Annotated in this window: 20 protein-coding genes; 13 read left to right on the forward strand and 7 right to left on the reverse strand. The window is 55.8% G+C overall.

Annotated features, from left to right (window positions below):
* Window positions 1–637: 637 nt before the first annotated feature.
* Entirely contained in the window at window positions 638–847 is a 210-nt protein-coding gene (locus N438_RS11620; RefSeq protein ID WP_002916131.1) for a DUF1471 domain-containing protein, read from the forward strand.
* 95 nt (window positions 848–942) lie between these two features.
* Here the strand turns inward: N438_RS11620 and N438_RS11625 are convergent, their stop codons facing one another.
* Window positions 943–1839 carry an EamA family transporter gene (locus N438_RS11625; RefSeq protein WP_012540631.1) on the reverse strand — a complete coding sequence of 299 codons (897 nt, stop codon included), beginning with the start codon at window positions 1837–1839 and terminating at the stop codon, window positions 943–945.
* Between the two features lie 81 nt (window positions 1840–1920).
* Here N438_RS11625 and N438_RS11630 point away from each other — a divergent pair, with 81 nt between their 5' ends.
* Entirely contained in the window at window positions 1921–2427 is a 507-nt protein-coding gene (locus N438_RS11630) for a MarR family transcriptional regulator (RefSeq protein WP_012540630.1), read from the forward strand.
* Here N438_RS11630 and N438_RS11635 read toward each other — a convergent pair.
* The 5 genes from N438_RS11635 to yehD form a co-directional block, all read right to left on the reverse strand.
* Window positions 2424–3380: a nickel/cobalt transporter gene (locus tag N438_RS11635; protein WP_060619876.1), complete on the reverse strand. Its 957-nt coding sequence runs from the start codon at window positions 3378–3380 to the stop codon at window positions 2424–2426. The genes N438_RS11630 and N438_RS11635 overlap by 4 nt on opposite strands.
* A gap of 152 nt (window positions 3381–3532) precedes the next feature.
* A complete protein-coding gene (locus N438_RS11640; RefSeq protein WP_116696304.1) occupies window positions 3533–4522 on the reverse strand; it encodes a fimbrial protein in 990 nt (329 codons plus the stop codon).
* A 12-nt stretch (window positions 4523–4534) separates the two neighbouring features.
* Window positions 4535–7015: a fimbrial biogenesis outer membrane usher protein gene (locus N438_RS11645; protein WP_116696305.1), complete on the reverse strand. Its 2481-nt coding sequence runs from the start codon at window positions 7013–7015 to the stop codon at window positions 4535–4537.
* A 12-nt stretch (window positions 7016–7027) separates the two neighbouring features.
* Entirely contained in the window at window positions 7028–7711 is a 684-nt protein-coding gene (locus N438_RS11650; RefSeq protein ID WP_012540626.1) for a fimbria/pilus periplasmic chaperone, read from the reverse strand.
* Between the two features lie 61 nt (window positions 7712–7772).
* Window positions 7773–8315 carry a fimbrial protein YehD gene (yehD, locus tag N438_RS11655; protein ID WP_008806376.1) on the reverse strand — a complete coding sequence of 181 codons (543 nt, stop codon included), beginning with the start codon at window positions 8313–8315 and terminating at the stop codon, window positions 7773–7775.
* Between the two features lie 349 nt (window positions 8316–8664).
* Here yehD and N438_RS11660 point away from each other — a divergent pair, with 349 nt between their 5' ends.
* A complete protein-coding gene (locus tag N438_RS11660; protein ID WP_008806377.1) occupies window positions 8665–8910 on the forward strand; it encodes a hypothetical protein in 246 nt (81 codons plus the stop codon).
* A 410-nt stretch (window positions 8911–9320) separates the two neighbouring features.
* On the opposite strand, the gene N438_RS27980 is transcribed toward N438_RS11660, so the two are convergent.
* Window positions 9321–9518: a hypothetical protein gene (locus N438_RS27980; RefSeq protein ID WP_153242724.1), complete on the reverse strand. Its 198-nt coding sequence runs from the start codon at window positions 9516–9518 to the stop codon at window positions 9321–9323.
* Window positions 9519–9762: 244 nt separating this feature from the next.
* Between N438_RS27980 and fimB the strand changes: the two genes are divergently transcribed.
* The 10 genes from fimB to N438_RS11720 all read left to right on the forward strand — a co-directional run bounded on the left by fimB (window position 9763) and on the right by N438_RS11720 (window position 19909).
* Window positions 9763–10368 carry a type 1 fimbria switch DNA invertase FimB gene (fimB, locus tag N438_RS11675; protein ID WP_012967261.1) on the forward strand — a complete coding sequence of 202 codons (606 nt, stop codon included), beginning with the start codon at window positions 9763–9765 and terminating at the stop codon, window positions 10366–10368.
* Window positions 10369–10831: 463 nt separating this feature from the next.
* The gene (fimE, locus tag N438_RS11680) at window positions 10832–11440 is read left to right on the forward strand and encodes a type 1 fimbria switch DNA invertase FimE (RefSeq protein ID WP_012540621.1); all 609 of its coding nucleotides are present in this window, start codon (window positions 10832–10834) and stop codon (window positions 11438–11440) included.
* Window positions 11441–11920: 480 nt separating this feature from the next.
* Window positions 11921–12469, forward strand: coding sequence for a type 1 fimbrial major subunit FimA (fimA, locus tag N438_RS11685; RefSeq protein ID WP_008806380.1), 549 nt, complete (start codon window positions 11921–11923; stop codon window positions 12467–12469).
* A gap of 70 nt (window positions 12470–12539) precedes the next feature.
* On the forward strand, window positions 12540–13076 hold the full coding sequence (locus N438_RS11690; RefSeq protein WP_012967260.1) for a fimbrial protein: 537 nt from the start codon (window positions 12540–12542) through the stop codon (window positions 13074–13076).
* Between the two features lie 49 nt (window positions 13077–13125).
* Window positions 13126–13830: a fimbria/pilus periplasmic chaperone gene (locus N438_RS11695; protein WP_012540619.1), complete on the forward strand. Its 705-nt coding sequence runs from the start codon at window positions 13126–13128 to the stop codon at window positions 13828–13830.
* Window positions 13831–13910: 80 nt separating this feature from the next.
* Window positions 13911–16526, forward strand: a complete 2616-nt coding sequence (locus N438_RS11700; protein WP_008806383.1) for a fimbrial biogenesis usher protein — start codon at window positions 13911–13913, stop codon at window positions 16524–16526.
* Window positions 16527–16536: 10 nt separating this feature from the next.
* The gene (locus tag N438_RS11705; RefSeq protein ID WP_116696306.1) at window positions 16537–17064 is read left to right on the forward strand and encodes a fimbrial protein; all 528 of its coding nucleotides are present in this window, start codon (window positions 16537–16539) and stop codon (window positions 17062–17064) included.
* 27 nt (window positions 17065–17091) lie between these two features.
* Window positions 17092–17577 carry a fimbrial protein gene (locus tag N438_RS11710; RefSeq protein WP_162542786.1) on the forward strand — a complete coding sequence of 162 codons (486 nt, stop codon included), beginning with the start codon at window positions 17092–17094 and terminating at the stop codon, window positions 17575–17577.
* 17 nt (window positions 17578–17594) lie between these two features.
* The gene (locus tag N438_RS11715) at window positions 17595–18500 is read left to right on the forward strand and encodes a fimbrial protein (protein WP_012540615.1); all 906 of its coding nucleotides are present in this window, start codon (window positions 17595–17597) and stop codon (window positions 18498–18500) included.
* Entirely contained in the window at window positions 18497–19909 is a 1413-nt protein-coding gene (locus N438_RS11720; protein ID WP_023323248.1) for a cyclic diguanylate phosphodiesterase, read from the forward strand. Before N438_RS11715 ends, N438_RS11720 begins: the two co-directional genes overlap by 4 nt.
* Window positions 19910–19926 lie beyond the last annotated feature (17 nt).

The following is a 19926-nucleotide window of genomic DNA, read 5'->3' on the forward strand; positions in this document are numbered from 1 at the left end:
ATCAGGCGATGCTGATTTATGCCACTGCTAATAGAATCTTCGACTGACCGGGAGCCGCAATATTTAAGGCGTCAGGTAACGAACTTAAAAATATCAGTTCGCTGGTGCTATCGGCGTCAAAGAATGCTATTTATTCGCCGACAAATATACATTTGTTCACGTTTCATTAAGTTATATAACAGATAACCATCAACTATTAATAAACAGTCATTGATAGATGAAAACGAGAGGGTGGTTGTTTACAGCGCAGCAAGCCTAACGCCAGTGCGAGAGAAAGTGACCGCAACAGCATGCAGAAAAAGCCCTCGGAAGGCCATCGCGATAAGTCTGAATCTGCCTTTGCGTTGGTGAAAACAGCACCAAACCATTCATACAACGAATGATGAAAGCATGAATGAGGCGCATTCCTCTCCCTGAACAAGGGCAGCCCATGTGATATCCCCTTCCAGAAACAAATCATTAATCCATTGTTTTTAAATTAAAAAATCGATAAACGTTCATATTTCCGCCATCAAACCGCCATAAAAATGTGATCTAAATCGCACTTTTTGCAACGCGCGTTATAGTTAGCAGACTTATTATAAGTCCATCGAAAGCAAACACGCTTTCCACCATAAAAGTTAAAAGGACAAACACCATGAAAAACGTAAAATTACTCGCCGCTGCCGGTATGCTCTCCCTGGTTTCTTTTGCTAGCTTCGCGCATCCGGTGAGCGTGACTGCCGACACCCTGGACAGCGCAGAAGCGAAAATCGCGACCATTGCGAAAGAACAAGGCGCTTCCTACCACATCACCGAAGCGTACACCGGCAACCAGGTCCATATGACCGCCGAGCTGTCTAAATAAGCGAATGGTTGCAGAGGGAGCTGCCGGACAGGCCGCCTGCGGGTGGCTGGTCTGGCTCCCGCCGCCCACCCCGCACGCAGCAATGTCGAGCCCCGTTATGGGGCTTTTTTCGTTTTTGCTCCCGCCGCCTGGCGCGCCAGCGCGCGCTGGATAGACAGCACGCTCGCCAGCACCACGATCAACCCCACCAGCGCCATCCCCTGGATCTTTTGTCCAAGGAAAATCCATCCCAGCACCACGGCGGTCACCGGGCTCAGCAGACTCATCGCCGACACCGCCACCGGCGAGAGGCGGCCAATCCCCCGGAACCACAGGCCATAGGCCAGCATGGCGCCCGCGACGCACAGCCACAGATAGCCTGCGACCTGCAGCGCTGTCACCTGATGCAGAGGGGGGTCAACGATCAGCGCCACCGGGGCCAGCACCACTCCCCCAATCGCCAGCTGCCAGCCGGTCAACGCGACAATCGGCAAGGAGAGCGCCCAGCGGCGGGAGAGCCAGGTGCCCAGCGCCATACTGATCGCGCCGAGAAACGCCGCGCCGATCCCCAGCGGGTCGAGGACGGTGTGCGGCGACAGCAGCAGCATGGCCATACCGAGTATACCGGCGATGGCGGAGAACACCGCCAGCCAGGGCGAGCGCTGCCGATCAACGCACCAGGCGAGGAGCATCACCAGCAGCGGCTGGATCGCGCCAATCACCGCCGCCAGTCCACCGGGTAAGCGATAGGCAGCGATAAACAGCAGCGCCTGGAAAGCGCCGATATTTAAAATGCCGGTAACGATAAGCTTTGCCCACTCGCCGCGCTGCGGGAAACGACGGCTCCAGATCAGCAGGGCGATGCCTGCCGGCAACACCCTCAGCAGCGCAGCGATAAATGGCCGATCGGGAGGAAGGAACTGGGAGGTGACGATATAGGTCGTCCCCCAGATAGCGGGCGCCAGCGCGGTGAGCAGTAAGTCGATCATCAGACTACGTGAGAGAAAAGCCATGATTTTATCTTCACTTCAAGCTAAATTGGTGACTGAAGTATGTACCGACAAGTATCTTGATATCAAGACAAGTGAGCACTGATGGACAAATCACCCGCGATCGACGCCGTGGATCGCATTCTCGCCCAGTGGCAGCGGGAGCGACCGGATCTGGACTGCAGCCCAATGGGACCGATAGGCCGCCTGAAACGATGCGCCATGCTGCTGGAGCCGCAGGTGGAAGTGGCCTTTACGCGCCACGATCTGGTGCGCTGGGAGTTTGATATGCTGGCGACACTGCGCCGCGCCGGCCCCCCTTTCACTCTTTCGCCGACCCAGCTCTTCTCCACGCTGATGATCACCTCCGGCACCATGACTCATCGCCTGAAGGCGCTGGAGAAACGCGGATTTATTACCCGCCTGCCGAACCCGGAGGATGCCCGCAGTATGCTGGTCGCCCTGACCCCTGTCGGGCGTGAGCGGATCGATGAGGCGGTGGAAACGCATGTCGATAATGAACGGCAGCTGCTGGCAGGACTCAGTGACAGCGAGCGCCTGCAACTGGATCAGGCGCTACGGGTATTGATGCACCTGCTGGAAAGTCGTTAACAGCCGGCGGCGATAAAGTCGCCGTTGGCGCTGATCGGCACCACGGTGAAAAACAACCCGGCGGCAAAGAGGATCAGCGCCAGCCCGCCGAGGATCTTCACCAGCGGCACCAGCCAGGGCCGCGGACGACTCCCCACCGTCAGCCTGTTGGCCATACGGTGACGGGCATAGTGCACCGTCAGTGACAGACCGAGGATCGAAAGTCCGGTGCCCAGCGCCATGGTCATCACCGCGGCGATGCCCCAGCTGACAATCCCCAGCGCGTTGGCGAACAGCAGGATCATGATTGCCCCGCTGCAGGGGCGGGCGCCGATGGCCAGCACCACGCCAAGGCGTGTTTTCCAGTCGGCGCCGTGCAGGTTGTGCCCCACGCCGTGGTGCCCGCAGCCGCACGAGGCATCATGCTGATGCACCGGCGTCATGGCGCGAATCACTCTCTTGCCCGGCCCCAGGTTCTGCAGCGCGCGAAAGATAATGTAAATTCCAAAGGCGCCGATGGTCAGGGCGCTGATCTTCTCAACGTACCAGCGGCTGGCGCTGAGATCGCCGGCGGCCAGATTCAGTCCTACCGCGAGAATAAAGACAAACAGGATGGCGCTGACGCCCTGCAACAGGCTGCCGAGAAAGGGCACCACCCGCGCCGCCGTCAGGCTCTCCGGGTTGGTGCTCAGGTAAGTCGTGACGATAAACTTGCCGTGACCCGGCCCGATGGCGTGCAGCACGCCGTAGAGAAAGGCGCCCACTAACAGCCAGACGCCGCCGCTGTACTGGTGATTATTCAGCAGCAGAAGGTACATCACCAGATAGCGATGCAGGGTAATTTGGGTAGCGAGGCACCACTGGAGAAAATCGCCCCAGTGGCTGTGCAACATGATGCCGGCCACCAGCAGAAGGAGCCCGCCGCTCCCGGCCGCCAGCAGGCGCCAGTCGCGCTGCGCAATCGGAGTATTCATCATTATGCCATTGCGTAAAGAGGTTATCTCACCGGACGGCGAACTCACGTCCGGCGAGCGGTCTGTCGGCCCTGTCGGCCAGGGAAAGCGGTATGCCCCCTGACAGATAGAGATAACATTAGCCTGGGCTGGCGTCGACAGGCAAAGCGGGGTTAGTTGTTGTTGACCACGATGATGACCCGGCTTTTCATCTCCCCGGTACGTATATTCTCGCCATACTTCATTGGCTTGATATTAAGGGTAATTGGGTTTTTGCCGTGCACGGCTTCCTGAGGCGTTTCGTACAGGTAGCCATTGTCATACTGGATATCCGCCCCGCTGGCATCCTGAATATGGAACCCGACCTCACCGGCGCCGGTGGCAGATAATTCCTCATCGTTGGCTAACACCTGGCCGTTTTTCAGTCCCGATGCGCTCCTGAACGAGTACTCAATCTTGCCCGGCGTCAGTTCCAGTACACCGGACTCTCCCTGGCGGCAGTCGATATAGATCACCTCCGGGCGGTACGCTACGGTTCCCTCTTTAATATCGATGAAATTATATTCACCCATGTTGATTTCCGTCGTCGGATTCTCAAAACCACAGGTCATCACGTTGATTTGCAAAATGATATGATAAATATAGGTAATGGGGATATCGGTGCACTCTTTATCCTTATTCTGACAATATCTTAGATTGAGTTTATAACTTACCGTAAAGGGCTGACCGGGGGTGATCACCGGCCTGCCTGCGACCTCTCCCTTACTGATGGCATAGCTAATCGAGGCGGTATCATTAAAAATGTCAGACAATTTATGGTGAATTTTTTCGGTCAAATCGGTGCCGGAAATATTATGCGGCGACAGGTCGAATTTAATTTTATATTTTTCGTGGCCCACCAGGAAATTATACTCGGTGCTGTGCTGCGCTTCTCCTGTCAGGGTAATCACGACGTTCTGTAATGACTGACAAACAAACAGCCAGTCATCATTGGTAAAGGTGCCTTCGCGTAACGCCAGAGTACCGGAGAGGGTGACGGGTTTGAAAATATAGGTACCGTACCCCTCAATCCCTTTCTGGATATGACTGGTGTTCAGGTCGCAGTTCCCCGCCCAGGCGCCAAAGGTACTGAAGGTGAATAGCAGAAACAGTAGCCATCTCATCGTAATATTCCTTTACCGGCAGACATAGGTCTGCTCTTCATCAATGGTTTGTTTAAAGGTGATCGTGCAGTACTGATTATTTGCTTTATCAACAGCCACTTTCAGCGTCGACGGAACAGTATCCGTGCGGATGTATAATAAGCTGCCCTGGCCCACGACCCCGACATTCTGCCCCCGGTTATCCTCGATTTCATAACCAAACGGCAGCGGCTCACCCGCGGCTTGTCGGGCATGAATCAACCACGGCTTACGCTGGTCGGTATCAAAGTGGCTGACCACCACAGCCCCCCGATACGGAGCCACCATTTTCCGGTTGCCTTTCAGTTCCGTCGTACTGTGGGAATCCGACACATCCAGCATCAGGGCGTTTTCACGGAACGGCGTGAGGTTGTCGTAGAGCACGATCCCTTTCCCGTTGGTGGTGCGGTATTTCTGACCATTGACATAAGCCCCCTCCAGCCCCGGCGCCTGCAAAATCGCGAAGGTGTCTGATAACCGATTCGCCAGGTTCACGCCCCCGGACCAGAGCACCATGCCCCCGGACAGGCTTCCGCTGGCCTGGGTGTAGTTTGACGACTGGCTGTAACTTCCGCTCAGTGTGGCCAGCGGGGCATTCCAGGTAAGGTTGGCCCCGGCAGCGGTTTCATTATTTTGCTGCTGATGACTGAGATTAACCCCGTAGCTGAACTGATCGCGCGAGCCGGCAATGCCGTTCAGTCCGGTGTTATTGGAGGCAAAGCCACTGTTATCGAAGGTGGTGGAGTTAGACAGATTCAACCGACGGCGCGGCGCGGTCAGGTCGTCCCCCCAACTGAACGGAATGGAGAAATAAAGATTAAATCGCTTATCCTGGTGATGATATTCGTCATAGGTTTGGCTAGCCGATAGCGTATAGGTCAGCCGCTGCCAGGTATTCGAGTAGCCGAGCTGATAATCTTTATTGCTGCCGCTTTTTCCCCAGTAGTCGCGCCACAGGGCGCTCAGGGAAATCGCGCCATAGCCCGCCGGAAGCGCCTGACTCAAACTGGCCGACAGGGAATTTTTCCTGCCGAAATCATATTGATAATAATCGGCAATATCGTAGACATCATTTTCGTCGCGGTGATAGTGGGTTCTGTTCTTCGCCCACACGTGATCGTTAAAGGTGCGGTAATCGCGGCTGGAATAGCGGTAGGCCGCGAGGCCAAAACGGGTCTGGGTTGGGGTGAGGAATTTACTGTAAGCCACCTGATAGCTTTGTCCATCATAGGTGCCGTTATCCTGCTCGCTGTGCGACTGGGTGGCATCGACGGAAATAGCGCCGAGCCAGGTATTCCAGCCCGTCCCGAGGGTAAAAGCCGAATAGTGATTCGACAGCATCGAACCACCATACAGCGTCAGCAGATTGTTCAGACCATACTGATAGGTCCCCTGGATAAAATCAGCCTGCCGATCGGCCCCCTCAATATGGCTGCGTCCGGCAGCAAGATCGTATTTCGAGACGCCTGCCTGCAGCATATTGGGAACGGAAGAAAAGGGAACCAGATAGCTGGTGACCGTCCCGTCTGCTTCTCTGATGCTCACTTCAAGATCGGCCCCGCCGCCGGCCATCTGTAAATCAGCGATGGCAAAGGGACCGGGCGGCACCTCTTTCTGATAAATGACAAAGCCATTTTGCTCAATGGTGACCAGGGCATTGCTTTGCGCAATCCCCTGGACGATCGGCGTAAAGTTGCGTCTGGAGTTGGGCAACATCTGCATATCGCGATATAAGCGCACCCCGCGAAAGCGCACAGTGTCGAATATATCTCCTGATGTGTACATATCGCCAGCGCGCAGCGTACTCTCTATCTCGCCGAAGCCTCGCTCCAGATAAAGGGTGTTACTTTTCCACTCACCGGCGCCAGAATCATTATTGTTATAGCTGGCGTCAGAGTGCAGTTGCCATCCCAGGAGATTTAAACCGCTGGTAAAACGGGCAAAGGTACTCTTGTTATTCCCGGCGCTTTTATAATCGCTGTAATACTGACTGGCATAATAGGACGTATAGAAGGCGTTGACCCCGCGGTCCCAGCTTTCCGGGGAAGCATAGCCCGCCTCCAGCTCATTAACAAACGCCTGCGGGACAGTGAGCTCGAGGGTCAGGGTGGAGATATCAAAATGATATTTCCCCCCCTGCACAGCCTCGCGTAGCGTGATGCATTGCGCCAGATCCTTTTTGTCCAGCCTCTCGGCTTTAATACCGAGCTGCTGCAGCTGGGAGTGTGACAAGCAGCTTTCCCCTGGCTGCTCCTTCACTGTCAGGTCATATTTCCCACGCCACTTGTTATTGACATACACATCCAGGTTATATTCACCCGCAATCGGTGCGTCATCTATAAACTGATAGTGACTGTCTTTGACCCCTTTCATCCCGCCGAACATAAAGTTGGTATCAAAGGTCTCTTCTGCCGCCAGGGCTTCAGCAAATAATGATGCAATAATTGCCAGGGCCAGTGATGTCATCCTTAACATAACCACCTCTTTTTATTTTACGCTGATGCTATCACTAATATAATTTCCATAATCATCAATAAGAGTTATTTTGTACTGTCTGGCAACGCTGCCGCTGAGGGTGATCATTTGCTGTGAAAATGGCGCCAGCATAATGGCCTTACTGTTTCCTTTCACATTATTCACTTTAATTTCAGGGATCGTAATCCAGTTTGCGCTGTTATTTTTAAGCAGTACATTTTTACCTTTTTGCTGCAGGTCTAAATGATGAAAACTGGCCTGCGTAACGCCAGCGACACCTTCCGGGCGATAAAACAACTTAATTCGATTTTGGATCGCAAATTTCACCACATTTTTACCATCATTCACGCTGGCATTGGGTGGGATATCGAGGACATTCAGATAAAATAAACTTTCCTGATTTTGCGGTAACGTATTGGATAATGCTTTTATTTTAAGCTGCTGACCGGTATTGGCTCTGACGCGCACCACCGGCGGTGAAATAAGAAAAGGTACGCGGATATTTTCCGGGGCAATGGAAGTATTACCGTCGTCGATCCACGCCTGTACCAGGGCGCCGCGATCGCCGCGATTCATTAACTGCACCATCACCTCATTTTTACCGGCCGGATAAATAACGCGCGTCCCATAGATCACAATACCCGCCTGCGCGGGGATAATGAAAAAGGTCAGTAGCAGCAGAATGAATCCTTTCATCTCTTTCACTCCATGTAAACAGAGACCCGGCGAACGCCCTGCGTCTCGCCGGGTGACAGCATCACTCGGTTACCACGGTCAGCGTAAGGGTTGACTCAACATCGCCCTGGGTGACTGCGTTACCTGCGGCCACCACCGCATACTGTGCTGAAAAATCAATGGTATATACACCGTTTTCATCAGGATCCCCATTAAGAGGAATCAGCGAGTTGGCGTTTAGTTCGGCGTCATTCGCTGTCACCACAAAGCCGACGCCGGATGCGCCACCCGCTACGGTATTTTTCGTAATGTTCGGGTAAGTGGTATCAAACTGGTTACGTGCCAGGCTGATTTTCGGCGCAGCACCGGTACATTTTAATTTTAATGGCACCGTGGTGCTGTTTTTAATGCCGGTATAGGTGGCGCCGGCACCCAGACTTGCAAGACTTTCCTGCCCGACCTGGTTCATCGTAATAGTGGTAGAGTTGTTGCCATCAAGAAACTGACACGTGGTTCCCACAACGCGTCCGGTGATAATAACTTCACCCTGGTCAGTATCCGCAAAAGCACCGGCACTCATAAATACGGTGGACAGGACTGCTGCAGCAACAGTTAAACGCTTCATAATATAGTTCCTTTTATTTGTTTATCCATTTAGCTTATGAGATGAGAAAAAACTCATGCGGTAAATATTGCACGCGACTTAATCATTCACAACAGACGTATTTAATTCACTTGACTAATATCAAGCCAAATAATTCATTATATCTACGACTCATCCAAAAGTTATGTTGCTTATATCGCATTAAAACACAATAAAAACATAGACATCAGAAACGACGAATTCATTTAATAAAAAACAACGTTATCGCTGGCAGCGACGCATTTTGTGCTATCCTCACTTAAGCTATATGATAATTTTATAATTACCTGCTAATTATTTATTGTGTTTATAAAAACAGAAGGCCATCTCCATGAAAAGAGGCTTACTTGCCCTGGTCTGCGTCGCGCTGCTGGCGCCATCGTTTTCGGCGCAGGCGACCTGGCGTGGCGACAAACGCCAGGACGCCCGCGATATCCGACAGGATAGCCGCGAGCAAGGTCGTGATACCAAGCAGGAATGCGTCCGCAATAACAATCAAAGCAACGCCAGCTGCCGTCACGATAAACGGGAAAACCGCCGCGAAGGTCGCCAGGAAGCACGTGACGAAAAATGGTGAAACTGAGGCTTCGGCGTCTTCAGGACGTCATTCCTCCCACCGCCGGAGCCTTTAACGTCCCCTCATACTTCAGTTGTCTGGCTGACATTTGTGGCATGCGCCTTATTCTTAGCATAGCGCAGAATATTCCCGCGCCCCCCTCAGACCGTATCCCGGTCCTCATCATATCCCCCTTTTTTCCAGCCCACTAATATCGCCGCCACTGGCGCTTACCGTGCCTGATACCACTCCACTTCGACCACATGCTTTAGATTAAACTGAATTACTGAAATACAGCGTAAAGTGCCCTCATACAGACAATGGCTATTATCCCCAGGCTTTTTGCAGTATGGTTTAATCACTGTTGTAGTTTTGCAGTGAATGCTATCCAGACGATGCAGAGTTGTATTCTGTCTGAGAAATTTCTCATGCTATTCCCGAAGGTTGTTGGCGCGGGAGGTTGGTTTGCTGGCGCAATGATGTCCAGCAGGCAGGCAATAAATCATGACGGCATTGATGGCCGCCTTGCCGCGGCCGGAAGCCCGCGCCTTCATCATCATGCGGGCATCATCAAGAGGATCAGGGATGTACAGAACGTGGAAACCACCAGGAAAGCGACGCCACTTCAACCCGCTAACCCTTTCTTTACCCTTCAGCTTGCGGCGCCTTATCGGTGGCGATGGAGATAGCCTATGATACCGCACGCTCACTCAGCGATAGCATTCAGATTTTGCCTTCACCAGGTGAAACGCTTTCGTATGAGATTAAAACGTTATCAGCACGCCGTTTCAAAATAAAAAGGCAGTCGAATTTAACAATGACCTGACGCAGGCCTGAAAAGAGAAAAATATGCCTGCAATAAAAGGGAAAACCATGACGAATAACGCCGATATAAAAAAAAGAAACTTCCTGACTCAGAATGAGATCGAGTCTTTACTTAAAGCCGCCGATACCGGTCTCTATGCCGCACGGAATTATTGCCTGACATTACTGTGCTTCATTCACGGTCTGCGAGCCAGCGAGATCTGCCGTCTACGAATATCGGATATCGACCTTGCTGCCCGCTGCGTTTACATCCATCGACTCAAAAAGGGATTTTCGACTACCCACCCGTTGCTGGAGAAAGAGATCCACGCCCTAAAGCGATGGCTGGCCATTCGCAGCAGCTGGCCGCAGGCAGCCAGCGAATGGCTGTTTCTCTCCCGCAAAGGTAATCCCCTTTCTCGCCAGCAGTTTTATCAGATTATCGCCTCATCAGGGGATCTGGCGGGATTACCGCTGGAGATCCACCCACACATGCTGCGTCACTCCTGTGGCTTTGCGCTGGCCAATATGGGGATCGATACCCGTTTGATCCAGGATTACCTTGGGCATCGCAATATCCGCCATACCGTCTGGTATACCGCCAGCAACGCGGGACGTTTCTATGGCATCTGGGACAATACGCGCGACAAACAGCGATCGTCTTTGATCCAATAACCTTGACGCCAAGGATGGCGTTGTCCCGCAACCTGCTCGCAAATTATAACATTTATTATCATTAACCCTGCGTTAATTATGATTACTGTTCCCGCAAGTTCTTATTTATTCCTGCCAGCTCCGCGTCAATTTAACCCTGCGTTCATTCTGGATTTGACCGAATTATTTATTGCTCGAGCAAAATTTCCGCACCGTTTTTTTAATGACAACATGCGCCAAAAAAAAATCCTTTTATTTTATGCACCTGGCGATAACATCTGGAGAGGCTATTGAGACAACGATTAAAATCTTTAAAATTAAGAATTATCGCCCGGCGATATTTTTAGTATCAGTCAATGTAATGTGCTATCTATTCGTGGTTAATCAACTTCACCCTACAACGTTTTAGCATTACGCATTCTTTTCGTCATGGCGTAAGGTTTCGCCGTGACGGTCATTCATCCTTTTTTCAGGAGCTAATATTGTGAACCGACGTCGTTTTCTTACCGCCAAAGAAGTTCAGGCAATGATGCAGGCCGCTCGCCAGGGCCCAACCGGTGAACGGGATTACTGCCTCATCCTGCTTGCCTTTCGCCACGGCATGCGCATCAGCGAACTGCTGGATCTGCACTATCACGATCTGGATCTGCATGAAGGACGGGTCAATGTGCGGCGGCTTAAGAACGGTTTTTCGACTATTCATCCGCTGCGCTTTGATGAGCGCGAGGCAATCGAACGCTGGAGTCAGGTCCGCGCCGGCTGGAAAGCGGCGGCAAAAACCGACGCGCTGTTTATCTCTCGTCGCGGTACGCCGCTCTCACGCCAGCAGGCATATCGTATTATTCGATCCGCCGGTGAAAATGCGGGCACCGTTACGCACACGCACCCTCATATGCTGCGTCACGCCTGCGGCTATGAACTGGCGGAAAGAGGTACAGATACCCGTTTGATACAGGATTATCTGGGACATCGTAATATTCGTCACACGGTACGCTACACTGCCAGCAATGCGGCGCGTTTTGCCGGGATTTGGGAAAGAAATAATCTTTTAGAGGAAAAAGGCCTGTCAAAGGAAAATGATTTAAGCGATTGATTTAATACAATAAAATCAATTGCTAACAGGTCAATTGGGGCCAAACTGTTTATATCATAAAAATGTTTTGTAATGTTTTGCAACTCACCGCGCTATATTTCTGCAGAAAAAATCATAGTTTATTGATTATTATATATTTTTAATCACGCAATCACTCACTTTTCTCCCACCATACTCCCGTTGCACCGGCGATCCTTCGCCAGCGCCATCGCTATTCCTTTTGCACTCCCGCCCACCACTCCAGATTATATACCCACAAAAAGCCAAATAAACAGAATTTAAAACCACAAATAAACCAGTCAAAAACCAAAAACAGATCATTTATCCCAACGAGTCAAAATGGCCCCAATTGTCTCATCAGTTGGGTAAAAACTGTGCAGAGCCGGCAGCCTGACTACTCGGCTGAAATCTGACATGCCTGGAAGGCACATCGGCTGCCAATCCGGTTCGTTATTTCGACATCGTTCAAAGGAAAACAGTATGAAAATCAAAACACTGGCAATGGTTGTTGTGTCAGCCCTGTCCCTGAGCTCCGCGGCGGCGCTGGCCGATACCACCACGGTCAACGGCGGGACAGTGCATTTTAAAGGGGAAGTCGTCAATGCGGCCTGTGCGGTAGATGCCGGCTCTATCGATCAAACCGTCCAGTTAGGTCAGGTGCGTTCCGCGAAACTTGCCACCGCAGGTAGCACCAGCTCCTCCGTCGGTTTCAACATTCAGCTGGATGACTGCGACACCACAGTGGCGACCAAAGCTTCTGTCGCTTTCTCCGGTACCGCTATCGACAGCAGCAACACCACCGTTCTGGCACTGCAAAACTCTGCCGCCGGCGGCGCAACCAACGTTGGCGTGCAGATCCTCGACAGCACCGGCACGCCGCTGGCGCTGGACGGGGCCACCTTCAGTGCCGCGACCACGCTGAATGACGGCACCAACATCATCCCGTTCCAGGCGCGTTACTACGCGACCGGCGCAGCGACCGCCGGTACGGCGAACGCGGATGCCACGTTCAAAGTGCAATACGAGTAAGGCCCGATCCACGCAGGGAGGCAATCAGGGCCAGGAGGGCCCGCTCTCTATTTCCAACTGGAGTGAAACGATGCAGGGAATGAAATCAGGTCTGCTGCTGCTACTACCCCCGCTGGCCCTGGCCGGTAATCAGTGGAACGTCACGCTGCCTGGGGGCAGCATGCGTTTTCAGGGCCTGATTATGGCGAGTTCCTGTCGCGTCGAAGCGGGCGATCGGCAGATGACGGTCAATCTGGGGCAGATCAGCAGTAACCGATTTCATGATGTCGGCGAAGACAGTAACCCGATCCCTTTCGCGATTCATTTACAGGATTGCAGTACCGCAGTCAGCCAGCATGTGGGGGTGGCATTTCACGGCGTGGCTGATGGTAAAAATCCCGATGTGCTCTCGGTGGGCGAAGGCCCGGGGATCGCCAGCGGGATTGGCATTGCGCTGTTCGACAGTCAGGGCCAGCAGCTGCCGCTCAATCGTCCGCCCGACCGCTGGGTGCCGCTCTACCGCGGACCGACGACGCTCAATTTTGTCGCCAAATATCGGGCGACCGGACGCCAGGTCACCGGCGGCGCGGCCAACGCCCAGGCCTGGTTCTCATTGACCTATCAGTAATTAATCCGCAGACAAACAGGACAACACGGTGAGCAGACAAGGAGATAACGTGAGAAAAATGGCAACGACGACACGCGGCATACTGGCGGGATGTTTACTTTTCGTCGCCGGTGCGTTGAGCGCCAGCGCGCAGGCGGGCGTCGCGCTGGGCGCGACCCGGGTTATCTACCCGGCGGGACAGAAGCAGGTCCAGCTCGCGGTGACCAATAATGACGACAACAGCACCTGGCTTATTCAGTCATGGGTGGAAAATGCCGATGGTCAGCGAGATGGCCGGTTTGTCATCACTCCCCCGCTGTTTGCCATGCAGGGCAAAAAAGAGAACACCCTGCGCATTATCGACGCCACCAATAACCAGCTGCCGCAGGATCGGGAAAGCCTGTTCTGGATGAACGTGAAGGCGATCCCCTCAATGGATAAATCCAAGCTCAGCGACAATACCCTGCAGCTGGCGATTATCAGCCGCATCAAGCTCTACTACCGTCCGGGAAAACTGGCACTGCCCCCGGATCAGGCGGCGGAAAAGCTGACCTTTAGCCGCAGCGGATCGTCGCTGACGCTGACGAACCCCACCCCTTATTACCTGACGGTGACCGAACTGAACGCCGGGACGCGCATTCTGGAAAACGCCCTCGTGCCGCCGATGGGCAAAACCAGCGTCAAGCTGCCCGCGGATGCCGGGAGCACCATCACCTATCGCACGATTAACGATTACGGCGCGCTGACGCCGAAAATGAATGGCGTACTGCGTTAACCCAGAGTACCCCGCCGCGCGGGCCACGCTGCGCATGACCAGAAGCACTGACAGCCGGGCAACGTCGGACCGGAGGGATTATGTCACATCGAAAATATGGACTGGACCATTGGGGTTGCCGAAGCGCCCGGCGCCTGATTACGCCGGCGCTGACGCTGTGGCTCTGCTCACAGCCGTTTGCCGCGCGGGCGGACCTCTATTTTAACCCCCGCTTCTTAGCTGACGATCCGGCGGCGGTGGCTGACCTGTCGGGATTTGAAAAAGGCCAGGAGGTGCCTCCAGGCACCTATCGCGTCGATATTTATCTCAACAATGGTTTTATGACCACCCGGGACGTCACTTTCCAGGCCGACGCGCAGGGCCATGGCTTGTCGCCCTGTCTGACGCGCGGCCAGCTGGCGAGCATGGGCGTGGATACCGGTCGGGTGCCGGGCATGGCGACGCTGGACAGCGCAGCCTGCGTGCCGCTAACGACGCTTATCAGCGAAGCCACTACACGCTTCGACGTCGGCCAACAGCGTCTGTATCTCACCGTGCCTCAGGCATTTATGGGCACCCGCGCGCGCGGCTATATTCCGCCGGAGCTGTGGGATAACGGTATCACCGCCGGGCTGATTAACTATAACTTCACGGGCAATAACGTCCATAACACCACGGGTGGCAGCAGCCGTTACGCCTATCTGAATCTGCAGAGCGGCCTGAACGTTGGCGCCTGGCGTCTGCGCGATAACAGCACGTGGAGCTACAGTAGCGGCAGCGGCAGCGCTTCCTCCAGTGAAAACCGCTGGCAGCACGTTAACAGCTGGCTTGAGCGGGACATCACGCCTCTGCGTTCGCGGTTGACCCTCGGGGACAGCTATACCAACGGCGATGTCTTCGACGGGATCAACTTCCGCGGCGCCCAGCTGGCCTCGGACGACAATATGCTACCGGACAGCCAGAAAGGCTTCGCGCCGGTGATCCACGGGATCGCCCGCGGCACGGCGCAGGTGTCAATCAAACAAAACGGCTATGAAATCTACCAGAGCACAGTGCCGCCGGGGCCGTTTACCATCGACGATCTCTACGCCGCGGGCAATGGCGGCGATCTGCAGGTCACGATTAAAGAAGCGGATGGCTCCCGCCAGGTCTTCAGCGTGCCCTGGTCAACGGTGCCGGTGCTGCAGCGTGAAGGCCATACCCGCTTCGCCCTCACCGCCGGGGAGTACCGCAGCGGCAACAGCCAACAGGAAACGCCCGATTTTTTCCAGAGCACGGCCATGCATGGCCTGCCGGCCGGCTGGACCCTGTACGGCGGCACTCAGCTGGCGGACCGCTATCGCGCCTTTAACCTTGGGGTGGGGAAAAACATGGGCTATTTCGGCGCCCTGTCGCTGGATATCACCCAGGCCAACGCCACGCTGGCGGACGACAGCGAGCATCAGGGACAGTCGGTGCGTTTCCTCTATAACAAATCCCTGGATGAGACCGGGACTAACCTGCAGCTGGTGGGCTACCGCTACTCCACCCGCGGCTACTATAACTTTGCCGATACCACCTACCGCCGGATGAGCGGCTACAGTGTGGAAACTCAGGACGGCGTTATCCAGGTGAAACCCAAATTTACCGACTACTACAATCTGGCTTACAGCAAGCGCGGCAAGGTGCAACTGAGCGTGACCCAGCAGTTGGGGCGCACCGCCACCCTCTATCTCAGCGGCAGCCACCAGACCTACTGGGGCACCGACGATGCCGATGAGCAGCTGCAGGCCGGCCTCAACGCCGCCGTAGACGATATCAACTGGTCGCTAAGTTACAGCCTGACCAAAAACGCCTGGCAGCAAGGGCGCGATCAGATGCTGGCGGTCAACGTCAATATCCCCTTCAGCCACTGGCTGCGTTCCGATAGCCGCTCAGTCTGGCGGCACGCCAGCGCCAGCTACAGCCTGTCGCACGATCTCAATGGCCGCATGACTAACCTGGCGGGCCTGTACGGCACCCTGCTGGAAGACAACAACCTCAGCTATAGCGTGCAGACCGGCTATGCGGGCGGCGGCAACGGCGACAGCGGGAGCACAGGCTATACGGCGCTCAACTACCGCGGCGGCTACGGCAACGCCAACGTCGGCTACAGCCGCAGCGACGGCTTTAAACAGCTCTACTACGGGGTCAGCGGCGGCGTGCTGGCGCACGCCAACGGCATCACCCTGAGCCAGCCGTTGAACGATACCGTGGTGCTGGTGAAAGCCCCCGGCGCCGGCGGCGTGAAGGTGGAAAACCAGACCGGGGTACGCACCGACTGGCGCGGGTATGCCGTCCTGCCCTATGCCACCGAGTATCGCGAAAACCGGATCGCGCTGGACACCAACACCCTGGCAGACAATGTCGACCTTGATGATGCAGTGGTCAGCGTGGTGCCGACCCATGGGGCGATCGTCCGCGCCAACTTTAACGCGCAGGTGGGAATGAAGATCCTGATGACGCTGACCCATCGCGGCAAACCGGTGCCGTTTGGCGCCCTCGCCACCGGCGACAGCAACCAGAGCGGCAGCATCGTCGCGGATAACGGCCAGGTCTACCTGAGCGGGATGCCGCTGGCGGGCAAGGTGCGAGTGAAATGGGGCGATGGCCCGGACGCTCAGTGCGTGGCCGATTATCGTCTGCCGCCGGAGAGTCAGCAGCAGGCGCTCAGCCAGCTGTCGGCCGCGTGCCGCTAAGGAGATCATGATGAAAACACTGCAGTATCTGCTGGGCGCCCTGCTCACCCTGGTGACGCCGTTTGCCTTCGCTGCCGATAGCACGATCACCATCAGCGGCTATGTGCGCGACAACGCCTGCGCAGTGGCCGGCGAGTCGAAGGATTTCACCGTCGATTTTCAGGACAACGCCGCGAAGCAGTTTTATGCCGTCGGGGCGACGACGCCGCCGGTGCCGTTCCGCATCGTGCTGTCGCCCTGTGGCACTTCCGTCACCGCGGTGAAGGTCGGTTTCACCGGCGTGGCGGACAGCGTCAACACCAGCCTGTTAAAACTCGATGCCGGCGCCTCGGCGGCGGCGGGAATTGGGGTGGAAATTCTCGATCAGCAGCAGTCCCGGCTGCCGGTCAATGCGCCGTCGTCAGCCATGTCCTGGACCACGCTGACGCCGGGCCAGACCAACATTCTCAACTTTTACGCCCGTCTGATGGCCACTCAGGTGCCCGTCACCGCCGGGCATGTCAATGCGACAGCGACATTCACGCTGGAATTTCAGTAAGCGGAGGCTGAAATGAAATGGACCCACGTGGGCTGGCTGCTGGCCGGCCTGTTAACCGCGAGCGCTTCCCTGCGGGCGGCCGACGTCACCCTCACCGTCAACGGGAAGGTGGTGGCCAGACCCTGCACGGTTTCCACCGTCAATGCCACCGTCGAGCTGGGCGATCTCTATACCTTTAGCCTGATCGGCGCGGGCTCGGCATCGGCCTGGCACAGCGTGGCGCTGGATCTCAGTAACTGCCCCGTGGGTACTTCACGGGTGAAGGCCACCTTCAGCGGGACGGCGGACAGCACCGGCTATTACAAAAACCAGGGAACGGCGGGCAATATTCAGCTCGAACTGCAGAGCGAGAACGGCACCACGCTGAACAATGGCAGCAGCCAGTCGGTACAGGTGGATGAGGCCAGCCAGTCCGCTCGCTTCCCGCTGCAGGTTAGAGCCCTGTCCGTTAACGGCGGCGCCACGCAAGGCACCATTCAGGCGGTGATTAACGTCACCTATACCTACGCCTGAGCCAGGAGAGCATTATGATGAAAAAAATTATCCCCCTGTTCACCACCCTGCTGCTGTTGGGCTGGTCGATGAACGCCTGGTCCTTTGCCTGCAAAACGGCCACCGGGGCGACGATCCCCATCGGCGGCGGGTCAGCCAACGTCTACGTAAATCTGACACCGGCGGTTAACGTCGGGCAAAACCTGGTGGTCGACCTCTCCACGCAGATTTTTTGCCATAACGACTATCCGGAAACGATCACTGACTACGTCACCCTGCAGCGCGGATCCGCCTACGGCGGCGTGCTGTCGAGTTTCTCCGGCACCGTGAAATATAACGGCACCTCTTACCCCTTCCCGACCACCACGGAAACGGCGCGGGTGGTTTACGATTCACGGACCGATAAGCCCTGGCCCACCGTCCTGTATCTGACGCCGGTCAGCACCGCCGGTGGGGTGGCGATCACCGCAGGATCGTTAATCGCGGTGCTGATCCTGCATCAGACCAACAACTACAATAGCGACTCCTTCCAGTTCATCTGGAACATTTACGCCAACAACGACGTGGTGGTCCCCACCGGCGGCTGCGATGTCTCCGCCCGCGATGTCACCGTCACCCTCCCCGACTACCCGGGATCGATGGCCGTGCCGCTCACCGTGCACTGCGCGCAAAGCCAGCAGCTGGGGTATTACCTCTCCGGCACCACCGCGGATAGCGCCAACGCGATCTTCACCAATACCGCCTCCGCCTCACCGGCGCAGGGGATAGGCGTTCAGCTGACCCGCAACGGCAGCGCCGTGCCGGCGAACAGCACGGTCTCGCTGGGCACCGTCAGTACCTCGCCAGTTAATCTCGGTCTGACGGCAACCTATGCCCGGACCACAGGCCAGGTCACTGCCGGCAACGTGCAGTCGATCATCGGCATCACCTTTGTCTATCAATGATGACCGACTATATCCTCTCACCCTGCTCGCTGGCCGCCCGCGGGTTGAGCCAGCTGATGGTGAACGCCGCGAAGCGGCCCGTTGAGCTGCCGGTCGAGGGCGTGTCCTTGCGGGAGCTGACCGCCGTGAAGCGGATCGTGGTGTTTCTCCCTGACGATCCCCTGTGGATGCTCACCACGCTGCGCCAGGCGGCAAGGCTGCTCGACCAGGCCTTGCAGCCGTTACCGATGTTGATTCTGAGCCGCAGCCCGGCCATCTGGCTGTGGCAAACGCTGCTTTATCAGGTGAGCCATCCGGATCGTCTGCGCAACGTCCATACCGCCCCCGCCGATCTGTCCTGCACGGAGCTGGCCGATCGGCTGGAGAACGCACCGCGACTTGAGCGGCTTGCCAGTGAAGCCGCCCTGCTCAACGACAAACGAGCCGCCGGATTGAGCCATGCCGAGTTCAAAGTGATCCTCGCCCTGCTGCAAGGGCAGACGATAGGCGAGCAGGCCCGGCGTCTCCGATTGAGCCAAAAAACGCTCTACACCCAGCGGCTGGCCGGGGTGAAAAAGCTGGTGGAATATCACCCGCATCTGGCCCCCCGCTTTCCGCGTACGCTGCTACCGCGCTCATCCGCCAGCTCACTGTCGGCGTTTGAACAGGAATGGGTACAAGCGATCCACGATCGCCAGGTCTTCCCGGTTTTTCAACCTATCGTCGATAGTCGCTCACAGCTACAGGGGGTGGAGATCCTGATCCGCTGGCGCCACCGCGGCCAGGTTCTCCATCCGCAGGCTTTTTTGCCGCAGTTCCGCGCCGACTACGCCTGGCTGCTGCTCACGGCCTTTGTCCTGCAGGAGGCCGTGCAGAATATTAATGAGCATCCGGGTACTTTCTATTTTTCGGTCAATATTCCTTCCTCGCTCGCCGCCAGCGATAGCCTGCTGCGGATGGTGGAAGCCGCTCGCCAGCAGCTCCGGCAGCCAGAGGGCGTGGAAAGGCTGGTGCTGGAATATGCTGAAACCATCGATTTTCGCCGTCAGAGCCGATCCACCGCCCAGGTGGAGGAACTGCAACGTGCTGGCGTGCGGGTGATGCTGGACGACTGCTTTTCTCAGGGGAGCGTCATCTTTCCGGCGCGTCGCCTGCACTTCAATGCCTATAAACTGGATATGAGTATCGTCAACGACGCTCAGCACGATCAGAAGGCGCTTGCGCTGATAAAAAGCCTGGCCTACTACTGCCAGTTGAGCGGCAGCCGCTGCGTGGCGGAAGGGGTGGATTCGCTGGCGAAGTTTACGCAGTTAAAATCGCTGGGTATTGACCGTTTCCAGGGCTATCTGTTTTCACCGCCGATGCGGCGCGAGCATCTCCCGGATCTGATCCGCCGCTTTTCCCATCAGCGCGATCCGGCGGATCGTTGATGGCGCGAGAAAAGCGC

This window comes from Klebsiella sp. GL120222-02 (assembly GCF_003097195.1).
Lineage (GTDB): Bacteria > Pseudomonadota > Gammaproteobacteria > Enterobacterales > Enterobacteriaceae > Klebsiella > Klebsiella variicola.

Coding starts and splice junctions, on each gene's coding strand:
- fimA (WP_008806380.1), top strand. CDS start 11,921: ATGAAAATCAAAACACTGGCAATGGTTGTTGTGTCAGCCCTGTCCCTG.
- N438_RS11625 (WP_012540631.1), bottom strand. CDS start 1,839: ATGGCTTTTCTCTCACGTAGTCTGATGATCGACTTACTGCTCACCGCG.
- yehD (WP_008806376.1), bottom strand. CDS start 8,315: ATGAAGCGTTTAACTGTTGCTGCAGCAGTCCTGTCCACCGTATTTATG.
- N438_RS11645 (WP_116696305.1), bottom strand. CDS start 7,015: ATGTTAAGGATGACATCACTGGCCCTGGCAATTATTGCATCATTATTT.
- N438_RS11720 (WP_023323248.1), top strand. CDS start 18,497: ATGATGACCGACTATATCCTCTCACCCTGCTCGCTGGCCGCCCGCGGG.
- N438_RS11690 (WP_012967260.1), top strand. CDS start 12,540: ATGCAGGGAATGAAATCAGGTCTGCTGCTGCTACTACCCCCGCTGGCC.
- N438_RS11660 (WP_008806377.1), top strand. CDS start 8,665: ATGAAAAGAGGCTTACTTGCCCTGGTCTGCGTCGCGCTGCTGGCGCCA.
- N438_RS11630 (WP_012540630.1), top strand. CDS start 1,921: ATGGACAAATCACCCGCGATCGACGCCGTGGATCGCATTCTCGCCCAG.
- fimB (WP_012967261.1), top strand. CDS start 9,763: ATGACGAATAACGCCGATATAAAAAAAAGAAACTTCCTGACTCAGAAT.
- N438_RS11620 (WP_002916131.1), top strand. CDS start 638: ATGAAAAACGTAAAATTACTCGCCGCTGCCGGTATGCTCTCCCTGGTT.
- N438_RS11700 (WP_008806383.1), top strand. CDS start 13,911: ATGTCACATCGAAAATATGGACTGGACCATTGGGGTTGCCGAAGCGCC.
- N438_RS11650 (WP_012540626.1), bottom strand. CDS start 7,711: ATGAAAGGATTCATTCTGCTGCTACTGACCTTTTTCATTATCCCCGCG.
- N438_RS11715 (WP_012540615.1), top strand. CDS start 17,595: ATGAAAAAAATTATCCCCCTGTTCACCACCCTGCTGCTGTTGGGCTGG.
- N438_RS11635 (WP_060619876.1), bottom strand. CDS start 3,380: ATGAATACTCCGATTGCGCAGCGCGACTGGCGCCTGCTGGCGGCCGGG.
- N438_RS11640 (WP_116696304.1), bottom strand. CDS start 4,522: ATGAGATGGCTACTGTTTCTGCTATTCACCTTCAGTACCTTTGGCGCC.
- N438_RS11705 (WP_116696306.1), top strand. CDS start 16,537: ATGAAAACACTGCAGTATCTGCTGGGCGCCCTGCTCACCCTGGTGACG.